Source organism: Chloracidobacterium sp. (assembly GCA_016716305.1).
Classification (GTDB): Bacteria; Acidobacteriota; Blastocatellia; order Pyrinomonadales; family Pyrinomonadaceae; genus OLB17.
Window position 1 is genome coordinate 2,938,798 of sequence record JADJWP010000002.1, and the last position, 18,156, is coordinate 2,956,953.

General features: G+C 56.1%; 16 protein-coding genes. 13 read left to right on the forward strand and 3 right to left on the reverse strand.

The annotated features are described in order from the left end of the window. The first annotated feature begins 72 nt into the window (after positions 1-72). Positions 73-651 carry a transglycosylase SLT domain-containing protein gene (locus tag IPM28_15400; protein ID MBK9174368.1) on the forward strand — a complete coding sequence of 193 codons (579 nt, stop codon included), beginning with the start codon at positions 73-75 and terminating at the stop codon, positions 649-651. Then, positions 648-1,928, forward strand: a complete 1,281-nt coding sequence (locus IPM28_15405) for an amidohydrolase family protein (GenBank protein ID MBK9174369.1) — start codon at positions 648-650, stop codon at positions 1,926-1,928. The genes IPM28_15400 and IPM28_15405 overlap by 4 nt, the downstream gene beginning before the upstream one ends. A gap of 8 nt (positions 1,929-1,936) precedes the next feature. Here IPM28_15405 and IPM28_15410 read toward each other — a convergent pair whose 3' ends face one another. From IPM28_15410 to IPM28_15420, 3 genes are all read right to left on the reverse strand, one after another. Further along, entirely contained in the window at positions 1,937-2,830 is an 894-nt protein-coding gene (locus tag IPM28_15410; protein MBK9174370.1) for an SCO family protein, read from the reverse strand. Positions 2,831-2,960: 130 nt separating this feature from the next. Next, a complete protein-coding gene (locus tag IPM28_15415) occupies positions 2,961-5,381 on the reverse strand; it encodes a transglycosylase SLT domain-containing protein (protein MBK9174371.1) in 2,421 nt (806 codons plus the stop codon). A 91-nt stretch (positions 5,382-5,472) separates the two neighbouring features. Next, the gene (locus IPM28_15420) at positions 5,473-6,426 is read right to left on the reverse strand and encodes a VCBS repeat-containing protein (GenBank protein ID MBK9174372.1); all 954 of its coding nucleotides are present in this window, start codon (positions 6,424-6,426) and stop codon (positions 5,473-5,475) included. A 227-nt stretch (positions 6,427-6,653) separates the two neighbouring features. Between IPM28_15420 and folD the strand changes: the two genes are divergently transcribed. The 11 genes from folD to IPM28_15475 all read left to right on the forward strand — a co-directional run bounded on the left by folD (position 6,654) and on the right by IPM28_15475 (position 18,105). Further along, positions 6,654-7,571, forward strand: a complete 918-nt coding sequence (gene folD, locus IPM28_15425; GenBank protein ID MBK9174373.1) for a bifunctional methylenetetrahydrofolate dehydrogenase/methenyltetrahydrofolate cyclohydrolase FolD — start codon at positions 6,654-6,656, stop codon at positions 7,569-7,571. Between the two features lie 87 nt (positions 7,572-7,658). Continuing rightward, positions 7,659-7,958: a nucleoside triphosphate pyrophosphohydrolase family protein gene (locus IPM28_15430; protein ID MBK9174374.1), complete on the forward strand. Its 300-nt coding sequence runs from the start codon at positions 7,659-7,661 to the stop codon at positions 7,956-7,958. A 6-nt stretch (positions 7,959-7,964) separates the two neighbouring features. Then, positions 7,965-8,567: a dephospho-CoA kinase gene (locus tag IPM28_15435; GenBank protein MBK9174375.1), complete on the forward strand. Its 603-nt coding sequence runs from the start codon at positions 7,965-7,967 to the stop codon at positions 8,565-8,567. 7 nt (positions 8,568-8,574) lie between these two features. Continuing rightward, complete coding sequence (locus tag IPM28_15440; protein MBK9174376.1) at positions 8,575-10,443, forward strand: peptide ABC transporter substrate-binding protein; 1,869 nt, start codon at positions 8,575-8,577, stop codon at positions 10,441-10,443. A 158-nt stretch (positions 10,444-10,601) separates the two neighbouring features. Next, the gene (locus IPM28_15445; protein ID MBK9174377.1) at positions 10,602-12,659 is read left to right on the forward strand and encodes a peptide ABC transporter substrate-binding protein; all 2,058 of its coding nucleotides are present in this window, start codon (positions 10,602-10,604) and stop codon (positions 12,657-12,659) included. Positions 12,660-12,667: 8 nt separating this feature from the next. Then, entirely contained in the window at positions 12,668-13,585 is a 918-nt protein-coding gene (locus IPM28_15450) for an ABC transporter permease (protein MBK9174378.1), read from the forward strand. Positions 13,586-13,591: 6 nt separating this feature from the next. Next, positions 13,592-14,554, forward strand: coding sequence for an ABC transporter permease (locus tag IPM28_15455; protein ID MBK9174379.1), 963 nt, complete (start codon positions 13,592-13,594; stop codon positions 14,552-14,554). Continuing rightward, on the forward strand, positions 14,554-15,168 hold the full coding sequence (locus IPM28_15460; GenBank protein MBK9174380.1) for a hypothetical protein: 615 nt from the start codon (positions 14,554-14,556) through the stop codon (positions 15,166-15,168). Before IPM28_15455 ends, IPM28_15460 begins: the two co-directional genes overlap by 1 nt. Next, positions 15,158-16,198, forward strand: a complete 1,041-nt coding sequence (locus tag IPM28_15465) for an ABC transporter ATP-binding protein (GenBank protein MBK9174381.1) — start codon at positions 15,158-15,160, stop codon at positions 16,196-16,198. Before IPM28_15460 ends, IPM28_15465 begins: the two co-directional genes overlap by 11 nt. After that, on the forward strand, positions 16,195-16,899 hold the full coding sequence (locus IPM28_15470; GenBank protein ID MBK9174382.1) for a hypothetical protein: 705 nt from the start codon (positions 16,195-16,197) through the stop codon (positions 16,897-16,899). The genes IPM28_15465 and IPM28_15470 overlap by 4 nt, the downstream gene beginning before the upstream one ends. Positions 16,900-17,049: 150 nt before the next feature. After that, positions 17,050-18,105, forward strand: coding sequence for a dipeptide ABC transporter ATP-binding protein (locus tag IPM28_15475; GenBank protein MBK9174383.1), 1,056 nt, complete (start codon positions 17,050-17,052; stop codon positions 18,103-18,105). Positions 18,106-18,156: the final 51 nt, after the last annotated feature.

Sequence of the window (18,156 nt, forward strand, 5' to 3'; positions counted from 1 at the left end):
GAATTGTTCTAATATCGCCATCGGAATCGAAATCGACGATCTCGTCCGATCGCAGTCTCACCCTTTAGCAAAATGTTTCGATATCTCATTTCGTGCCTGATAGTAACGGCCGTGATCGCGGCATCGGGCGCGTTTTTTTTTCGGGATTATTGGGAACACCGTTTTGACGATCTGATCGCTCAGGAAGCAAGGATCTACCGCATCGACGAAAAGCTCGTTTGGAGCCTGATCTACGAAGAGACCTATTTCCGCTCAGCGGCCCGCGGCGATGCCGGCGAGATCGGCCTGATGCAGGTAACGCCGCTGGTAGCCCGCGAATGGGCGAAAGAGACCGGGTTGAGCGAATTCGAGCGGCAATCGAATGAGAATGTCGGCGAACTTCTGGGCGATGCCCGCCGCAACATACAGATCGGCTGCTGGTATTACGAAAGGCTCCGCGAAAAATATCGCGGACGACTGTCTGAGACCGCGATGACGCTCGCCGCATACAACGCCGGTCCGAGCCGCGTCGAGGAATGGACGCGTGACACCGACGCGGCCAACCTCGCCGAAGCTGATTTTATCGAACGGATCGGGATAGCCACGACCAGATCATACGTAAGTTCGATCCTCGTCAGGTACCGCGCCAATTCGACCAGCAAACCCAAATGAAGATCCTCACAGCCGACTACGTTTTGCCGATCGCATCGGAACCGATCCGCGACGGTGCGGTCGTCATCGAAGGCTCGACCATCATTGATGTCGGGCCAGGCGTCGCGATGCTCGAACGGTTTCCGGAGGCTGAAGTAAATGCGTTTGGCGAGGCTGCGATCTTGCCGGGCTTTGTGAACTGCCACTCGCATCTCGAGGTGACCGCATTGCGTGGGGCTTTGGACGGCGTCGAGCACGACTTTCGGTCATGGCTTTTGAAACTTAACGATCTGCGTGCGGCCATGTCTGACGATGCGATCGAGGAAGCGGCATTTCGCGGCGCGAGAGAAGGAGCACGAGCCGGCGTCACCTGCTTCGGCGACATCGGGCGAAACGGCCGGGCTGGCCTCAACGGACTGAAACGGGCCGGTCTCCGGGGGATCGTCTTTCAAGAGACCGAGTTCTCGCCGGATAACCGGACCGCTGAGCGCGATCTTTCTTATCTGGTGAAAAAGTTCGAACTGCTTCGGGCGGACGAGACCGAACTTGTACGGGTCGGGCTGTCGCCGCACTCACCATATACGGTAGGGTCGAGGCTATTCGAGATGATCGCTCAGATGTCGATCATCGACCGCATTCCGATAACCATCCACGCGGCCGAATCTGCGAACGAAACGGAACTGATGATGCACGGCACGGGCTTTTTCACAGAGGTCTACGAGAAATTTGACGTCGAGTGGCAAAGCCCTCACTGCACGACGATCGAATATCTCGAACGGTTGGGCGTACTCTCGGCTCGGCCGTTGCTGGCACATTGCGTCGAGGTTTCGGATCGCGACATAAGCCGCATCGCCGCCAACGGAGCAAAGATAGCGCATTGCCCGAAATCGAACGCAAAATTCGGCCACGGCTACGCACCGTTCGAGAAATTTGCGGATGCCGGCATCGCGGTCGGGCTCGGCAGCGATTCGGTGGCGAGCAACAACGTGTGCGACATGCTCGAAGAAGCCCGCTTTGCGGCCCTGTCAGCCCGCAATCGTCCCGACAGCAAACGGTTCGTAGGTGCGAGGGAAGTGTTGCGGGCTTCGACTCTTGGTGGTGCTCAGGCTCTGGGCATGGAAGACATTGTCGGCACTCTCCGATCCGGAAAGCAGGCTGACATTGCCGTTGTATCGCTCGAAAACATCGCCCAGCAACCTGTCAGCGACATCGAGGCCGCGTTGGTCTTTTCGTCGAACGCCCGCGACGTCATGATGACATTTGTCGCAGGTGAGGCGGTCTATCCTTTCAACAGTTGACCCGCGATCTACTTTGCCAGATCCGACACGTTCTTCAATTCCCGCAAAAGGTCATCTGTCGTCCAACGGTTTCCAGGCAGCATCTTTGCCACCTTGCCGTCCGGCGCGATCACGGCAGTAACGAGATTGTGGTTGATCTCGGCCTTGTTCTCAGCGTTGACCTCGTACTTCAGCCCAAAGAAATCGGCCAAAGTCCTAACATTTTTGTCGTCGCCGACGGCGAGCTGCCAAACGGTAAAGTCAGGTTTCGCGGGGTTGCCCAGATAGCCGATGCCGTACTCCTTCAATTTCGCCGGCGTATCGCGGGCTGGGTCGAACGAGATCGTCAGCAGCCGCATCTTGTCCTTGAACTCGGCATTGTCGTTGAGTTGGACCGCGGCATTGCTGAAATTCTGAGACATCCTGATGCAGTAATCCGGCAGCGGACACTCGCGATAGATGAATGTGACCGCGAGAGCCTTGCCGCGGTAGCCGGCCAATGTAAACTTGCGGCCGTCCTGATCTGTGAGCGATACATTCGGTACGTCTTTGCCAACCTGGTCAGCCTCTTTGGTTGGCGGCGGAGGTGCGTCGGGGTTCGGTGCGGCGACTATTCCGATCTTTTCAAGCCAATACGGATCTTTTGCGGAACTGTCGACCACCAGCTCGGCACGGATCTCGGCTCCCGGAGCAAGCTCTTCCCAAACCCAATCTTCTTTGATCGGGAAATCCATGGTCATTTTTTCCATGAAGCCGGGGATCTCTTCGTGCTCGATCTTGGCTCGTTTTCCGGCCTTATCGACCGAGATCACCTTGCCTTTGAGGTCATATCGTTTTGCGTTAGCCGTCGGTTCGTCGGCCGGTGCCGTCGAGCACGCCGCAATGGCCAAGGCCATCATCACAAGTATTGAAATATTTCGCATAAAGGATCGATCTGAGTTCAAAAAATCCGTGTTCACTCGATCGTTAAAGGAACCACGATACCTCTTATTTTGGCCTAGCTGATACAGACACGCAATCGACGGAAGTTAGTTTGCCAAGTGATGAAGCGGGTCATCTGAGCTTGAGCTTATCGTCATACAGAGTACGGTAAACCCGGTAATTTGCCATCACCTTATAGACGTAGTCCTTCGTCTGCGAATAGGCGATCTCCGGAACGTAGCGGTCGGGCAGGTCCGAGCTTGCCCGGCCTATCCATCGTTTCATATTCTCTTCGCCGCCGTTATAACTTGCGGCCGCCGCCTGATACTGGTTCGGAAATAATCGGAGAAGGCCGCCCGCATATTGCGAGCCAAAGAGGATCGCTGTGGCCGGATCGTAAAGGTCGTCCTGATCGAAATTCTTTCGGCCGAGCTCACCGGCGATCCTTTCGGCCGTGCTCGAAATGAACTGCATCAGACCGCGGGCGGCAGCGTTGGATCTTGCGTCGGGCCGGAAGCCCGATTCCTGACGCATGATAGCGGTGATAAAACGCGGATCGAGGCTCTGCGGCAGCGCGCTCGCAAGAATATGATCGGCGTACGGTACGGGAAACAATAATTCGGCGGCATCGGCAGGAATGAGTTCGATCTGAAAATCGGCCGGCACATTTCGCCATAGCGGTTCGATCAGATCGAACCCGCGATATGCCTTTCCGCCACGAGTGTAAACTACTGCCAGCGTGTACCGATCGTCGGGCGAGGCCGGCAGCCTGCCTGCTTCGAGTTCGGGTGCGGCCTCATCGTATAACCCAAGAAAAAGCAGCTCTTCGGCAATGCGTCTATGTCGTGCGGCGCCCGTCTGCCGTTTGGGCTTTTCGGCCGGCTCCTTGCGCGACCTATCCACAAAAGTGAATCGCGGGAGTTTTGAGTATGCGGGCAGTTCTGCATACACCTCTCGAAGTGAATTCAGCAGCCGCTCGCGGGCACCCTCATCGATCGTCATTCGGATAGCTGATTGGATCGCTTTGCGGCGAGTATCAGCATCCTTCGAGTTGAGGTCCGCCGAAAGAGCTGCCAATGCGGCGGTGACCGCCGGACGCGTCGATTCGTTCACCGCAAGTTCGCGAAGGCGTTCGGTCGCCCGCCAACCGTAATACTCCCTACGGCCATCGGCTATCGCAAGGTATTGCGATATGGCCTCTGAGACACGTCCGACCCTTTCGAGCGAAAAGGCGATCAGAAAGCGCACTTCGGCACGGTTCGTTCCTCCCGGGACACGCGCTTCGCCAAGATCGGCAAGCGGCATCGATCGCTGAAGCGTGTCGATGGCCTTTTCCCAGTCTTCGCGAGCGAGATAGATCCGAGCTTCGGCAAACAGAGCCTGAGCCTCGCCGACCTTTCCGCGAAACCTCGCCTGCGTCTCTGCTGCTCGGCGCAAAGCTTCGGTATCCTGACGCTGATCGCGCAAGATATCGACCGGGTTGAGATATGCCCGATCAACGCTCGCATCATCGGGGTATCTTTCGATATACCGCTGATAGCGTGCGATCGATTCACGATATTTTCCATTTCGGGCATACGCTGAAGCGGCGTGCAGCAGGGCATCTTTTGCCGACGGGTGATCGGGAAAACGTTCGAGCAGCCGCTCGAACCACACGATCGCATCGGCAAATTCGGACCGTTGAGCGTGGCCGCGGCCGATCATATACATCGCGTCGGGAATGCTCTGATCGCTTGAATGATCATTGACGACGGCGAGGTAATGGCCCCGGGCTTCGACGAATTGGCGGTTGAACTGATAAACCGCCGCTCGGCGCAAATGCTCTGACGCGGCAAGCCTCGGCGTCTTCAGACCTTCGCCGCCGACCGTACGATCGATGACGTCGAGTCCGCGAACGCCTTCGAGCGCCAGATCGTCCGGCTGGCTGGGGTCGTCCGTGCCTTCTGTCAGTTCCGCGAACGCCGACCGCGCACGCTCAGTGTCGCCAAGCTGAAGATGAGCCTTAGCCCTGATCGCAAGCTCTTTGCGAATAAGCGAATTCGCCGTTACGGACGGAAAGAAGTTTCCCGGATCGGCTGATATTGCCGGTAATCTGCCGCCATCAACGACGAACCGGTAGTTACCGCTCTCGGTATAGCTGCGGGCGAACCTCGCATCAGCGGCACGAGCGAGAAGGCTCTCGGGAAAGATGGCGACCAACTGCATCAGAAACAGTCGTTCAAGCATGTGGTTGCCCGAGGCGCCGGCGATCATCGCCATCCGATACAAAGCGTATTCCTTAAGTATCGAACCGCGGTCAGCGACCGATTGATAGCTCGCCATCGCCGCCGCAAAGTCGCCCGTTCGTTCGGCCGTTCGTGCCAAAAGATAGTCGTAATTATTTGCGACGAACGATCGAGGGTCCGCATCCCGAAGTTGGGTGAGTTGAAGCGTGACCGCGGCAAGATCATTGCTTGCATATGCTTCGCGGATAGATCGATGGGTATCTTCGGCGGGTGAGGCTGATATCTGGAGGTTAAAGGTGAGGATGGCCGCGATGCAAAGAAGCCGCATGCTCTGATTCTAACCAATTATCGGTCAATCGAAAAAAAGGGAGCAACCCCGAAGGGCCACTCCCAGGCGGAAACCGCGAGTTGGGGGATCATTAGGGCACTCCTACAATGCTCGGCTTCGTTTTTAGCGAAGCGAGCGGAATATCGGTCGCGAGTCCGAAGGTGTGACTCACGATGCTCGCCGTCGAGCTTTGAAATACATACCACGTTCCCTGGCGAAAAACTGCGTGATCGGCCGTACCGTCGGCATCATAATCGTCGGGTATCGCGATGCTGTCCGGAAAGCCGAAATGAAATGAATCGATCTCGCCGGTCGTACGGTCGAGCGTGTACCAGATGCCATTTCGAAAAACGGCCGGATCGGTTCGCCCGTCGCCGGTGTAATCCGCGGGCACCAGGCGGTCATAACCGGCAATGCCGAAGTTTCGGATGTCAACCTTTTGCGTCAGGCTTTCGAGGATGTACCAGTTGCTTTCCCATGAGCGGAACACAGCAACATCGGTCCGTCCGTCGCCGTCGTAATCGGCCGGGACGGGAATATCACCGAGCGTGCCCCAATAGTAGTATCGAGCTTTAGCAACATTATGATCTTCGGTCGAGAATAATACGTACCAAATGCCTGTGTCCGGACGCCATACGGCTATGTCAGCAAGTCCGTCGCCATCGAAATCCGCCGGCACAGGCACGTCCGGCAATGCACCGGTGGGGTAATAGGTCGTTTTACCCCAATAGTGGTAAATCGACGCCCCGGTGCTGCTCAGCTGTATATGCCACACCCCCGTTTCGGGCCGCCAGACCGCAACATCGGTGTCTCCGTCACCATCGTAATCGGCCGGAACCAGAACGTCTGACTCAAGGCCCCAATTTACGGCCGAGAACGAGCCGGTCTCATCCTGCGAACGCGAATACCAAACACCTGTCGACGGCCGGAACACTTCCAGATCGATCGGTTCGGTCGGCTCGCCCTCGATGCCGGCGGCCGAAACAGCCGCAGCGGCGATGCAGATCAAAAGGGCAGTTGCCGTAGATTTAATGATAAGTGACATTTACAAGTCTCTCGTAAATCGGCTCGGTTCGTAAGTTCTTCGTCTATCACGAGACGATGTACGTCCGGCTCTTTTGCGGTTCATCCAACGGTTCTGCCATACGAAACACGGAATCGGCAGATATTCCCGAAAAAAGCCCGACGATCGAACGGCATACGAATTCGACGAATGCATCGCGGCCGTCCGCCTGACTGACAAGTCGAGCAGTATCCTGTAAAATCAACGATATGGCAGCGCGAGCATTGAGCGGGAAACCGATAGCCGACGCTATCAAGGACGAAGTCTCGGCCGAGGTCAAGAAACTCGGTTTTAGGCCGGGACTTGCCGTTGTTCGCGTCGGAGAAGATCCGGCCTCAGCGGTCTATGTCGCGAGCAAGGTAAAGACGACAGAGGACCTCGGGATGCATTCGGAGCATATTCACCTCTCGGCTGAGACCTCGCACGACGAACTTCTCGCGATCATCAAAGGCCTGAACTGCCGCGACGAAATCGACGGCATTCTCGTACAGCTTCCGCTGCCGGGACATATCGATGACCGCGAGATACTCGAAGCGATCGATCCGGCAAAGGATGTCGACGGATTTCATCCGATGAACGTCGGACGTCTGTCGCAGGGACGCGAGGCTCTGGTTCCGTGCACGCCCGCGGGCGTGATCGAGATCCTGAAACGCTCAGATATACCGATCGCAGGTCAGCATGCCGTTATCGTCGGGCGAAGCAACATCGTCGGAAAGCCGATGGCGATGCTGCTTTTGCAGGAGAATGCGACGGTCACGATCTGTCATTCGCGAACGCGCGATCTTGCATCAATAACACGTCAGGCGGACATCATCGTTGCGGCGATCGGGCGTCCCGGATTCATTCGCAGCGAGCATATCGGCGAGGGTGCGACCGTCGTCGATGTTGGTATCAACAGCGTCAGCGACCCGGCAGCGGCCGCTGAGCTTTTCTCGGAGACCGACCTGCCGAAGCGTCTTGCCGCGATCGAGAACCGCGGAGCCACGCTGGTCGGCGACGTCAACCCGAAAGAGGCAAATGAAAGAGCGGGAGCGTTCACACCAGTTCCGGGCGGCGTCGGGCTGCTCACCGTGGCGATGCTGATGAAAAATACCGTCGACGCTGCCAAAATGCGAAGACGTTCTTGACCAATTCTCGAAAAGACGTGGATCGGACCGCTGATCCGCCTCAGAACCCCGTGTTTTTATTTGTAAACTTTGTGCGAATCAATATTTATGAACTTTGACGAATATCAGTCGGCGGCGAGCAATACCGCCTTGTATCCAAGGCGGCTCGAAAATCTGGAATATCCGACGCTCGGGCTTGCCGGCGAAGCGGGCGAGGTGGCAAACATCGTCAAGAAGATACAGCGTGACCATGGCGGGGTCGTCAATGACGACATTCGCTTAAAGCTCAAAGACGAGCTCGGCGATGTGCTTTGGTATATATCAGCCTGTGCGGACGAGCTTGGCCTGACGCTTGCGGAGATCGCAGCGTTCAACGTCAACAAACTGGCAAAGCGTCATGGCCGCTGACCGTTAATGCTAAAAGTAGGACTGACAGGTTCGATCGCGGTCGGCAAGACCTTTGTCTGCGGCATCTTTCGCGAGCTCGGCTGCCATATTCTCGATGCTGATCAGGTGGCTCGTGATGTCGTACGACCGGGAACCGCCGGCCTTCGGGCGATCGCCGAAGAATTCGGTCCTGACGTACTTAGTTCGAGCGGCGAGCTCGACAGAAAAAGGCTTGGGGCGATAGTTTTCGATAATGGCGAGTTGCGTCAAAGGCTCAATGCGATCGTTCATCCGTTAGTGAGGTCAGAGCAGGATAGATGGCTGGCCGAACTCGAATCGAGCGTGCCAAACGCGATAGCGATAGTTGACGCTGCTCTGATGATCGAATCAGGCGGCTACCGAAGGTTTGATAAGCTGATCGTAGTTTGGTGCCGGCCAGAGATTCAGCTCGGCCGATTGATGAAGCGGGACGGCTTGACCGAGGCCGAAGCCTTGAACCGGATAGAAGCCCAAATGCCGCAGAACGAAAAGAAAAGCTATGCCGACATTCTGATCGATACTTCGGGCACCGCAGACGAGACAAGAAAACAGGTAGAGTCGGCCCATGAACTTCTGCTGCGGCTGAGATGAAGAACCGGTGACGCGTTTTACGAACAATCATTCGTTTGCGATCCGACTAACGCGTCGGGCGATCGTATATTGTCTGGCTGGCGTTTCGGTGGTCTCCGTTGGGTGCAACGAGATCAAACAGGCGACACCCGAGCCCTATTTCGCAAGTACTGCTCGTCCGCTCAAGCAGGAGTTTCGATGGAGCAACGGCAAACTCCCCAGCACATCCGATCCTGCGTTTGCCGCGGCATCGCCCGAGACCGATCTTGTCCGCGCAGTATACGAGGGTCTGGTCGAACTCGACGGTAGAACACTTCGCGAAACACCGGCCGCCGCCGAATCGTGGACCGCCGCCGACGATCTGCTGACATGGACATTCATTATCCGGGAAAACGCACGATGGTCTGATGGTTCGCCGCTGACGGCCGAGGACTTTCGCCGGTCGTGGATACGTGCGGCAAAGCTTGGCAGCTCGGCTCCGCATTCTACGCTTTTCCGCAACATCGCCGGCCTCTCTGCCCCTGAAAAGGTCGAGGCGTTACCGATCGACGCCCGAACTTCGAGGATGCTCAATAGCGTCCGGTTTGGCCCGACTGGTGCGGCGACGCCGCAAACCGATCCGGCCGATCCGCCCCGAAATGACCCTGATGCACAAACGGAAACTAACACGGTCGGGACGCCTGAGCCGTCCGGCATAGCGCCGGCAAACGACATTGAGGGCAAGGTCGGAATCACGGCTACCGATGAACGGACGCTTGTCGTTAAACTCATCTCACCTGACCCCGATTTTCCGAAGCTTACCGCACATCCGATCTTTCGTCCCGTTCATCAGGACGACCTGGCACGGTCAACGAAGGGATTGTCGACAGTGACGAACGGGCCGTTTCGTATCGTCAGTTTCAATTCGGACGGCATCGGGATCGAAAGATCGGATACGTATTGGAACAGAAACGCGGTCAAGCTCGAACGCGTCAAATTCATTCCCGCCGAATCTGCCGAAAAGGCGCTGGAAGCATATCGGACGGGTGCGATCGATGCGGTGACGAATGCCGATTTCTCGCCGCTCGTGCTAAAGCTGCTGACGCCGTATGACGATTTTCGAAAGACGACCTTTGCAGCCATCAACTTTTATGAAGTGAATGTCGACCGGCCGCATTTGAATGACCGGCGTGTGCGCGAGGCCTTGGCTATCGCGATCGAGCGCGAACGTCTGACGGATGGCGAACTCGAGGGGACGACGCAGCCTGCTCTCACTTTCACACCATTCGGGTCGGCAACCAGCCGGAGGCTTGTGCAGGACAAAGAACGGGCTCGTGACCTGTTGGAAGATGCAGGCTTTCCGAACGGAAGGGACTTTCCCACGTTGAAACTGGTCGTTAACCGAAACGATACTCAGCAGCGGATCGCGCGTTCGGTGGCGACGATGTGGAAGCAGGTGCTCAATATCGATTCTGAGATCGTGATAAAGGAAGCGTCCGAAATGGACAAGATAAGAAACGACCGCGATTTCGATCTGCTGCGCCGCGGAGTTGTGCTTCCGACGATCGATGAAAAAGAAAGTCTGTCTGCGATATTCGGAGCCAGCCTGACTGCCTATCCCGCTAACCAGGCGACAGCCAGGGGCGACGAGAACACCACCGAGAACGGCGAAGCTGCGAATCGCAGCACACAGCGCAATTCGAACTCTAATACAGGTGCGATATTTCCCGACGGCGTCAATAACGGTCCTTTCCCGATCGATTCTCACGACACAGCTTTGTACGAACTTCGGGCGATACCGCTCTACTTCCCGATGTCCTACTCGCTCGTCAGGCCTTACGTCCTCGGTTTTGAAACCAACAGCCTCGATGCCCCGTATTTACTCAATGTTTCGATCGACGAAACGTGGAAGCCGTAAGTCAGCGGCAGACCGTCCGATGAGCGGCAATACCGCGCGAGATCATCAAAGCATTGCCCGTAACTGTTAACTCATGTTAACTTAAGGGCATTCGATCTTGATGGTCGACTCTCATAAGGCTCCGGATCAACCGTTTTACAATCTACGCTGGAGGATCGATGTTCCCAAAGACCGGCCCTGGCCGAATGATCGCAGGCATTTTGACGGCCGTATTGGTGTGCAATCTGACCGGATGTGTGACGCAGTCGTCAAACAGGTATTTTGGCAGGACCGAAGTTCCTTCCGACAACGTCTTTCGCTATATTTCGGGTTCTGAACCTGAATCGCTCGATCCGCACATCTCATCGGGACAACCCGAGGCACGAATATACTCCGCCCTGTATGAAGGGCTCGTCGATTACCACCCAAAGACGATGCTCCCGATCCCGTCGATCGCAAAGAATTGGCGGATAAGCCCGAACGTCGACGAATTTCTTTTCGAACTTCGCGACAATGCTAAGTGGAGCGACGGTACTCCGATAACGGCCCGCGATTTTGTATATAGCTTTCGCCGCGGCTTCGCCCCCGAAACGCTTTCGAGGACGTCGAGTCTCGGGTACGTAATAAAATATGCCGAGGCTTACAATTCGCACCAGGTTTTTGTTAAAAAGAACGGCGAGTTCGTATTGAAGCGAGACGTGGTGGAGATGAAGACCGTGAATTCGCCCGAGGGCTCGGTGATCGGGCCTAAGACCGCGTTTCACGAATTCATCTCGTCGCCCGAACGGCTGACCGTCGATGAAGATGAAAAGGCCAGGACCAAGGCCGCCGAAGCAAACCCGAAACTAAAGTCGGCTCTCGACGGTGCGGAGCTTGTGCCGGTCACGGCAAATGATATCGGCGTCGAGGCGGTCGATGACTACACATTTCGCATTACGCTCAAGCAATCTGCTCCATATTTTCTCGGTCTCCTCGCACACCAGTTCTTTCGTCTCGTTCCTCAACATACGATCGAAAAACATGGAGCCAATTGGACGCGTCCCGAGAATATCGTCACCTGCGGCCCGTTCAAGATCAAGACCTATCGGCCATATGACATCCTTATCGTTGAAAGGGACAAGAACAATTGGGACGCCGCAAACGTCCATCTCGACGCGATCGAGTTCTTGCCGATCGAAGAGAAATCGACGCAGATGAATCTTTACAAGGCCGGTGCGATCGACGCGTTTCTCAATCACACCGTTCCTTCGCCTTGGATCGACGAGATAAAACAGTATAAAGACGAATGGATGAACCTGCCCGAAAATGCGACGGCGTACTACAGCATGAACCTGCAAAAGCCGCCGTTTAACGATCCGAGGGTGAGGCAGGCTTTCAACAACGCAGTCGACCGCGTCGCGCTCAGCGAACTTCGAAAGGTAACAAAGCCGCTGTATGACCTGACGCCGTCGGGCATATTTCCGGACTACGATAAGGCGAGGGCAAAGGTCAGCGAGGAGATGCGGACCGCAAAGGGCGTGTCGCAGGAAGAATGGGCGACCCGAAACAAGCTCAACCCGGAGCGTGCCCGCAAGCTGTTGACCGAGGCCGGATTCCCGGTCGTCCGGATCGGCGACGACTACGCTTGCCCGACGTTCCCTACCGACAAGGTATCGCTGCTGTTCAACACCAACGAATCGAACCGGCAGATCGCCGAATTCGTCCAGGCGCAATGGAAGAAGCACCTCGGCATCACGATCCCGTTGAAGAACATGGAATTCAAGACATTTCTTCCGCTGCGAAACTCGCTCGAATACGATGGGTTTGCCCAGAGCCTGTGGTCGGGCGACTACATGGATCCGTACACCTTCCTGAGCCTTCACTACGGAAAACAGAACGACGGCGGAGCCGGATTTGCGGATCCTAAATATGACCAGATGCTGGACGATGCAAACAGCGAACTGGATGAACAAAAGCGATACGAGCTGCTTGCCCGCGCCGAGTTTTATGTTATGGAACAACTTCCGGTGATCCCGCTGACGATAAACGCGACCAACTGGATGAAAAAACCCTATATCAAAGGCCTTTATCCGAATCCGGGCACGCTGCATCCGTGGAAGTTCGTTTATATCGAGCGCGACCGGACGAAATGGGACACCGACGTCGAGAACATAATGGAAGTCGCCGACCCGCAGGTCGAGGCTGAGTTGAAAGCCCTTTCAAGCACGCTCGAAAAACCGGCCGCCGCGGCAAAGTGACCGATCATATGCTTAGCTTCATCCTGCGCAGATTGATAATCATCATCCCGATGGCTTTGCTCGTCGTGACGCTGACGTGGGCGCTCGTCCGTGTCGCGCCCGGAAATTTTTACGATAACGAAAGGAACATTCCGGCGGCTGTCCGCGAGAACATCAAGAAAAAGTACGGACTCGACCAGCCGTGGTACAAGCAGTACTGGACGATGATCTCGAACGTCGCTACCGGCGATTTTGGCGAATCAGTAAAGTATCAGGGCCAATCGGTGAACGAGATAATCGCACGCCATTTGCCATATTCGGCGATCATCGGCGTTTTTGCTTATTTTCTCGCGCTTTCGGTCGGTCTGGTCGCGGGCACGACTGCCGCATTGCGCCAGAATTCGTCGTTCGATTACATCTCGATGTCATTTGCGATGCTCGGGCTTTCGGTGCCTAACTTCGTTCTTGCACCGATCCTCGTCCTGGTCTTCTCGTTTTGGCTTTACTGGTTTCCGCCTGCGCGTTTAGGCAGCTATTGGGCTCTCGTTTTGCCGGTCATCACGCTTGCCGCAATTTATACCGCCTACATCGCCCGGCTGACGCGGGCCGGAATGCTCGAGGTTATGCGGTCCGATTATATCCGCACCGCTCGTGCTAAAGGCCTCGACGAACGGACGATACTTTTCAGGCACGCGATTCGCGGCGGGATCATTCCGGTGGTCTCGTTCACCGGGCCCGCATTGGCGGCCTTGCTCGCGGGAACGGTCGTCGTCGAAAAGGTATTTGCGATACCCGGGCTCGGGAACATCTTTATTCAATCGGTCTTTAACCGCGATGAACCCTTGACGCTCGGTATAGTTGCTTTTATCTCGATCCTGATCATGCTCTTTAATCTGATCGTCGACATCTCGTATGGGTTTCTCGATCCGCGTATTCGTTACGAATGATCTGATATGACGGAAAACGTTGAGCTAGCAGCCGGCACTTCGCTCTGGAAAGACGCGTGGAAAAGGCTGGTCAAAAACAAACTTGCCGTGGTAGGGATGGCGGTGCTGGGCTTAATGGTCGTTGCCGTCGTGATCGGCCCGGCGATCATCAAGGCCCTGACCGGTCTCGAATACGACACGATGCCTGCCGAGGGCGAACTGCTTCGGTCGTTTCCGCCATCGCTCCGGCATCCGATGGGAACCGACGATTCGGGCCGCGACCTCTTCGCGCGAGTGCTGCAGGGCGGACGCATCTCGCTGATGGTCGGCATCATCTCGACGATCGTCTCGCTCGTTGTCGGCGTGTCGTACGGTGCGATCGCGGGTTACCTCGGCGGCCGGATCGACAATGTGATGATGCGGATCGTCGATATCATCTATGCGATCCCTTACATCCTGATCGTCATCGTGCTCCTTTCGGTTTTCGGCGGGCCGAACACGCCGGGCTGGATACAAAAGATCTCGACCGTATTCGGCGGTGCCGGAAATCAGGGCCTGAATCAGATATTTCTACTCTTTTTCGCTCTCGGGCTTGTCTCCTGGCTGACGATGGCGCGCGTCGTCCGCGGACAAATATTAAGTCTCAAGAACGAGGAATTCGTTCTTGCGGCAAAGGCCTCGGGCGTCTCGACTTTTGGGATCATCTTCCGACATCTTGTTCCGAACGCCCTCGGCCCCGTCATCGTTTATGCGACGCTGACCGTTCCGAGTGTCATGTTGAGCGAAGCCTTTCTATCTTTTCTGGGTATCGGCGTTCAGCCGCCTTATGCTTCATGGGGCAGCCTTGCAGCTGAGGGGATCAAGAATCTCGCGATATTTCCGTGGCAACTGATATTTCCCGGCGTGACGATGGCGTTGACCCTATTCTCGCTCAATTTTGTGGGCGACGGGCTGCGCGATGCGCTCGACCCGCAGACGAGGAAGTTCTAATGAGCAATATGACGCGAACCGGCGCTATCCGAATGTGGTTAACGGTCATCCTGACTGCGATGCTGATGGGCGGCATTGCCGTGACGGCCGCGGATGATGTGATCATCGAGGGCGACGGCATTGCCGGAATTTCGGTCGGCATATCGACTGAAGAAGACGTCATAACTCGGTTCGGCAAACCGCCAAAGACCGAATCGCACAAAACGTATTCGACCGAGTTGATCTACCCAAAGCTCGGTATGAGTTTTTACTATTGCCAAGCCGACCCGCGAAAAGAGATCTTCGTGATCGAGCTGAAAAAGCCGTTCAACGGGGCGACGACAAAGGGTATTCGGATCGGTGAAAGTACGTGGTCCGATGTGCTGCGGGAATACCGAAACGTGGAGAACGACGATCCGAAAGCAGACGACATCGATAACGAGCCGACCAACGATCCCGAAGATGGTAATGACATCGAACTTGAAGGGATAGGATTCAGGTTCAAGAACACCGTTCGAAACATGCCGGATGGCTCTCGATCGGCGGCATACGTTGTCAGCGAGATCGACATTATCGAGCGAGACGGCCTGCGGCAATGCGATTCTAAGTTCGGCACGAGAACAAATGACCAATAACGGCGCAATTCTCTCCGTCAATGATCTGAAGACCTATTTCCACACCGACGACGGCGTGGTCAAAGCGGTTGACGGTATTTCTTTCGAGCTGAGCAAGGGCGAAACGCTCGGCATTGTCGGTGAATCGGGCTCCGGGAAATCGGTGACGAATCTATCGGTGATGCGGCTCATTCCCGAACCCCCGGGCGAGATCGCGGGCGGCAGCGTCATTTTCGACGGCATCGACGTGCTCGGGCAGCCGATAGACGAGGTACGAAAGATCAGAGGGCGGCGGATCGCTATGATCTTTCAGGATCCGATGACGTCGCTTAACCCGTTCCTCAAGATCTCCACGCAATTGATGGAGGTGACGCAGCTTCACCTTGGCCATTCAAAACAGCAGGCCAGGGAGCATGCCGTCAAAATGCTGAAGACCGTCGGGCTATCGGATGCCGAGGAACGGATGGAGAGCTATCCTCACGAATTTTCGGGCGGCATGCGCCAGCGTGTGATGATAGCGATGGCATTGAGCTGCGATCCGGAATTGCTGATCGCCGACGAGCCGACGACCGCTCTCGATGTAACGATCCAGGCCCAGATACTCGAGCTTATCAAGGACCTCAAGGCCCGAATGGGCACGAGCGTCATCCTCATCTCGCACGACCTCGGTGTCGTCGCGGGAATGACGGACAAGATAATCGTCATGTACGCAGGAAAGGTCTTTGAGCAGGCTCCGACCCGCGAGCTTCTTGCCGCTCCGGCCAATCCGTATACGAAGGGCTTGCTACGGAGCGTGCCCGACCCGGCACACGAGCAGGGCAAGGAACTCTACCAGATCCCCGGCCTGCCGCCGGACGTCGCGCATCTGCCGCCGGGCTGCCCGTTCGCCGAACGCTGCGATCGGGCCGAGGACATTTGCCGCAATGAGTTTCCGCCCTTCGTTGAGTTGAATGCGGGTCACCATTCATTATGCCATTTCGCGCAGGACGTTTACCGCGAGTCGCTTGGTGAAAAAGAAGCATCGCGAAATGGCCGGGAGCAAAAGGTATGAAGAACAGGGAACAGTTTATCATCGCGGCATTGATCCTGGGCGTCATGGTCATGGGATGCTCGATGCTCAAGCAGGACGGGCCTGCGGCCCCGAACTCAAACACCGCTTCGGCAAACACAACGACGGCCAACACCGCCGTGACCGATGGACCAACGTCACTATTCACGCCCGGTTCGAACGCAAAAGACGATCTCGAAAAGATCGCCGACCGTTTTATGGCATTGAGTTCGTTCCGTTCGACGATGAAAGGGACTGGCAAGAACCCATTCAATTCGGTCGTCGATTTCATCGCGCCGGACAAGTTTCAGATCCGGTCCGATCTGCCTAACGGCAAATCGATGGAGATGCGGATCATCGGGAAAGACACCTATATGAATGCGAACGGGAACTGGCAAAAGGTCCCGATCGATGTCGGGTCGCAGATACCGAACTTCCGCGAAACGTTCACTCGCGACGAGATCAATCGATTCAAGGAGATCGAATATGCGGGTGAGGATCAGGTTGACGGGACACCGGCCTATCTTTACAAATACAGCGGAGCGGCAATGAAGGGCGGCTCAGCATATACATCGAAAACCTGGGTCTCGAAGACCAGCGGACTTCCGCTGAAGATCATCGCGAACTACGAGACCGGCGATCTCAAGACGATGGAGATCGCTTACGACTACACGACGAAGATAACGATCGAAGCTCCGAAGTAAGGCTTTGTCAGACACCCTATGCTGATCGCACTAAACTGCCCAAAATGCAACGCAACGCTCGACATTGACGAGACGGCAAAGATCGTCGAATGCGGGCATTGCGGTGCCGTGTCGATGCTGACGGCCTCTGACGATACGCCCAGGCTTGAGATGCAAGCGACTCGGGAAGGGGCTAAACAGGAAGCGGGATTGATCGATCTGGTAGACCTGAAGGTCCATTACAAGATCGGAGGCGGGCTTTTTGGTACGCAAAAGATCGTAAAAGCCGTTGACGGTGTATCGTTCGGGATAAGAAAGGGCGAGACGCTTGGCCTCGTAGGGGAATCCGGCTGCGGCAAATCGACCTTGGGGAAGGCGATCCTGCGGTTGACCGAGCCGACCGGCGGCAAGGTCTTTTACAATGGAAAGGATCTGGCACATCTGCCGCATTCGGCGATGCGCGAACAGCGCAAGCATCTGCAGATGATCTTTCAGGACCCGTATGCCTCGCTTAACCCGCGGATGACCGTAGGTCAGATCATCGGCGAACCGCTGCGTACATTCGGCCTTTTTTCCGGATCCTCAGCCGATCTACGCGTTCAGGAACTTATGGAAACGGTCGGTCTCAGTCGCCGTTTCATCAAGCGGTACCCGCACGAGTTCTCGGGCGGCCAGCGCCAGCGTATCGGCATCGCCAGGGCGCTTGCGGTCGATCCGGAATTCATCGTCGCCGACGAGCCGATATCGGCTCTCGATGTCTCGATCCAGGCTCAGATAATGAACCTGATGGAGAAGCTGCAAGCCGAGAAAAACCTCACATATCTGTTCATCTCGCACGACCTGCGTGCCGTCCGTCATCTCTCTGATCGTGTAGCCGTGATGTACCTCGGCAAGATCGTTGAGCTCGCATCAGGCAAGGATATATACGCTGATCCGCTGATGCCATACACAAAGGCATTGATCTCTGCGGTTCCGCTGCCCGACCCTGAGATCGAGGCGACCCGCGAACGGATCATCCTTAAGGGCGACGTGCCGTCGCCGATCAATCCGCCGAACGGATGTCATTTTCACACACGCTGTTCTTATGCGATCGATGCCTGCCGGCAGCAAGTGCCGAAGCTGGTAGATATCAAGCCAGGTCATCAGGCAGCGTGCATCCGGATCAGCCCGGAAGCTCCGGATATCGATGCGAATGCAGATGCAGGCCTAGGGGCGATCGGCGCGTGACATTCTCGTTCGACGCCACAGATCGAAAGTCATAAGCAAAATGAAGGCCCG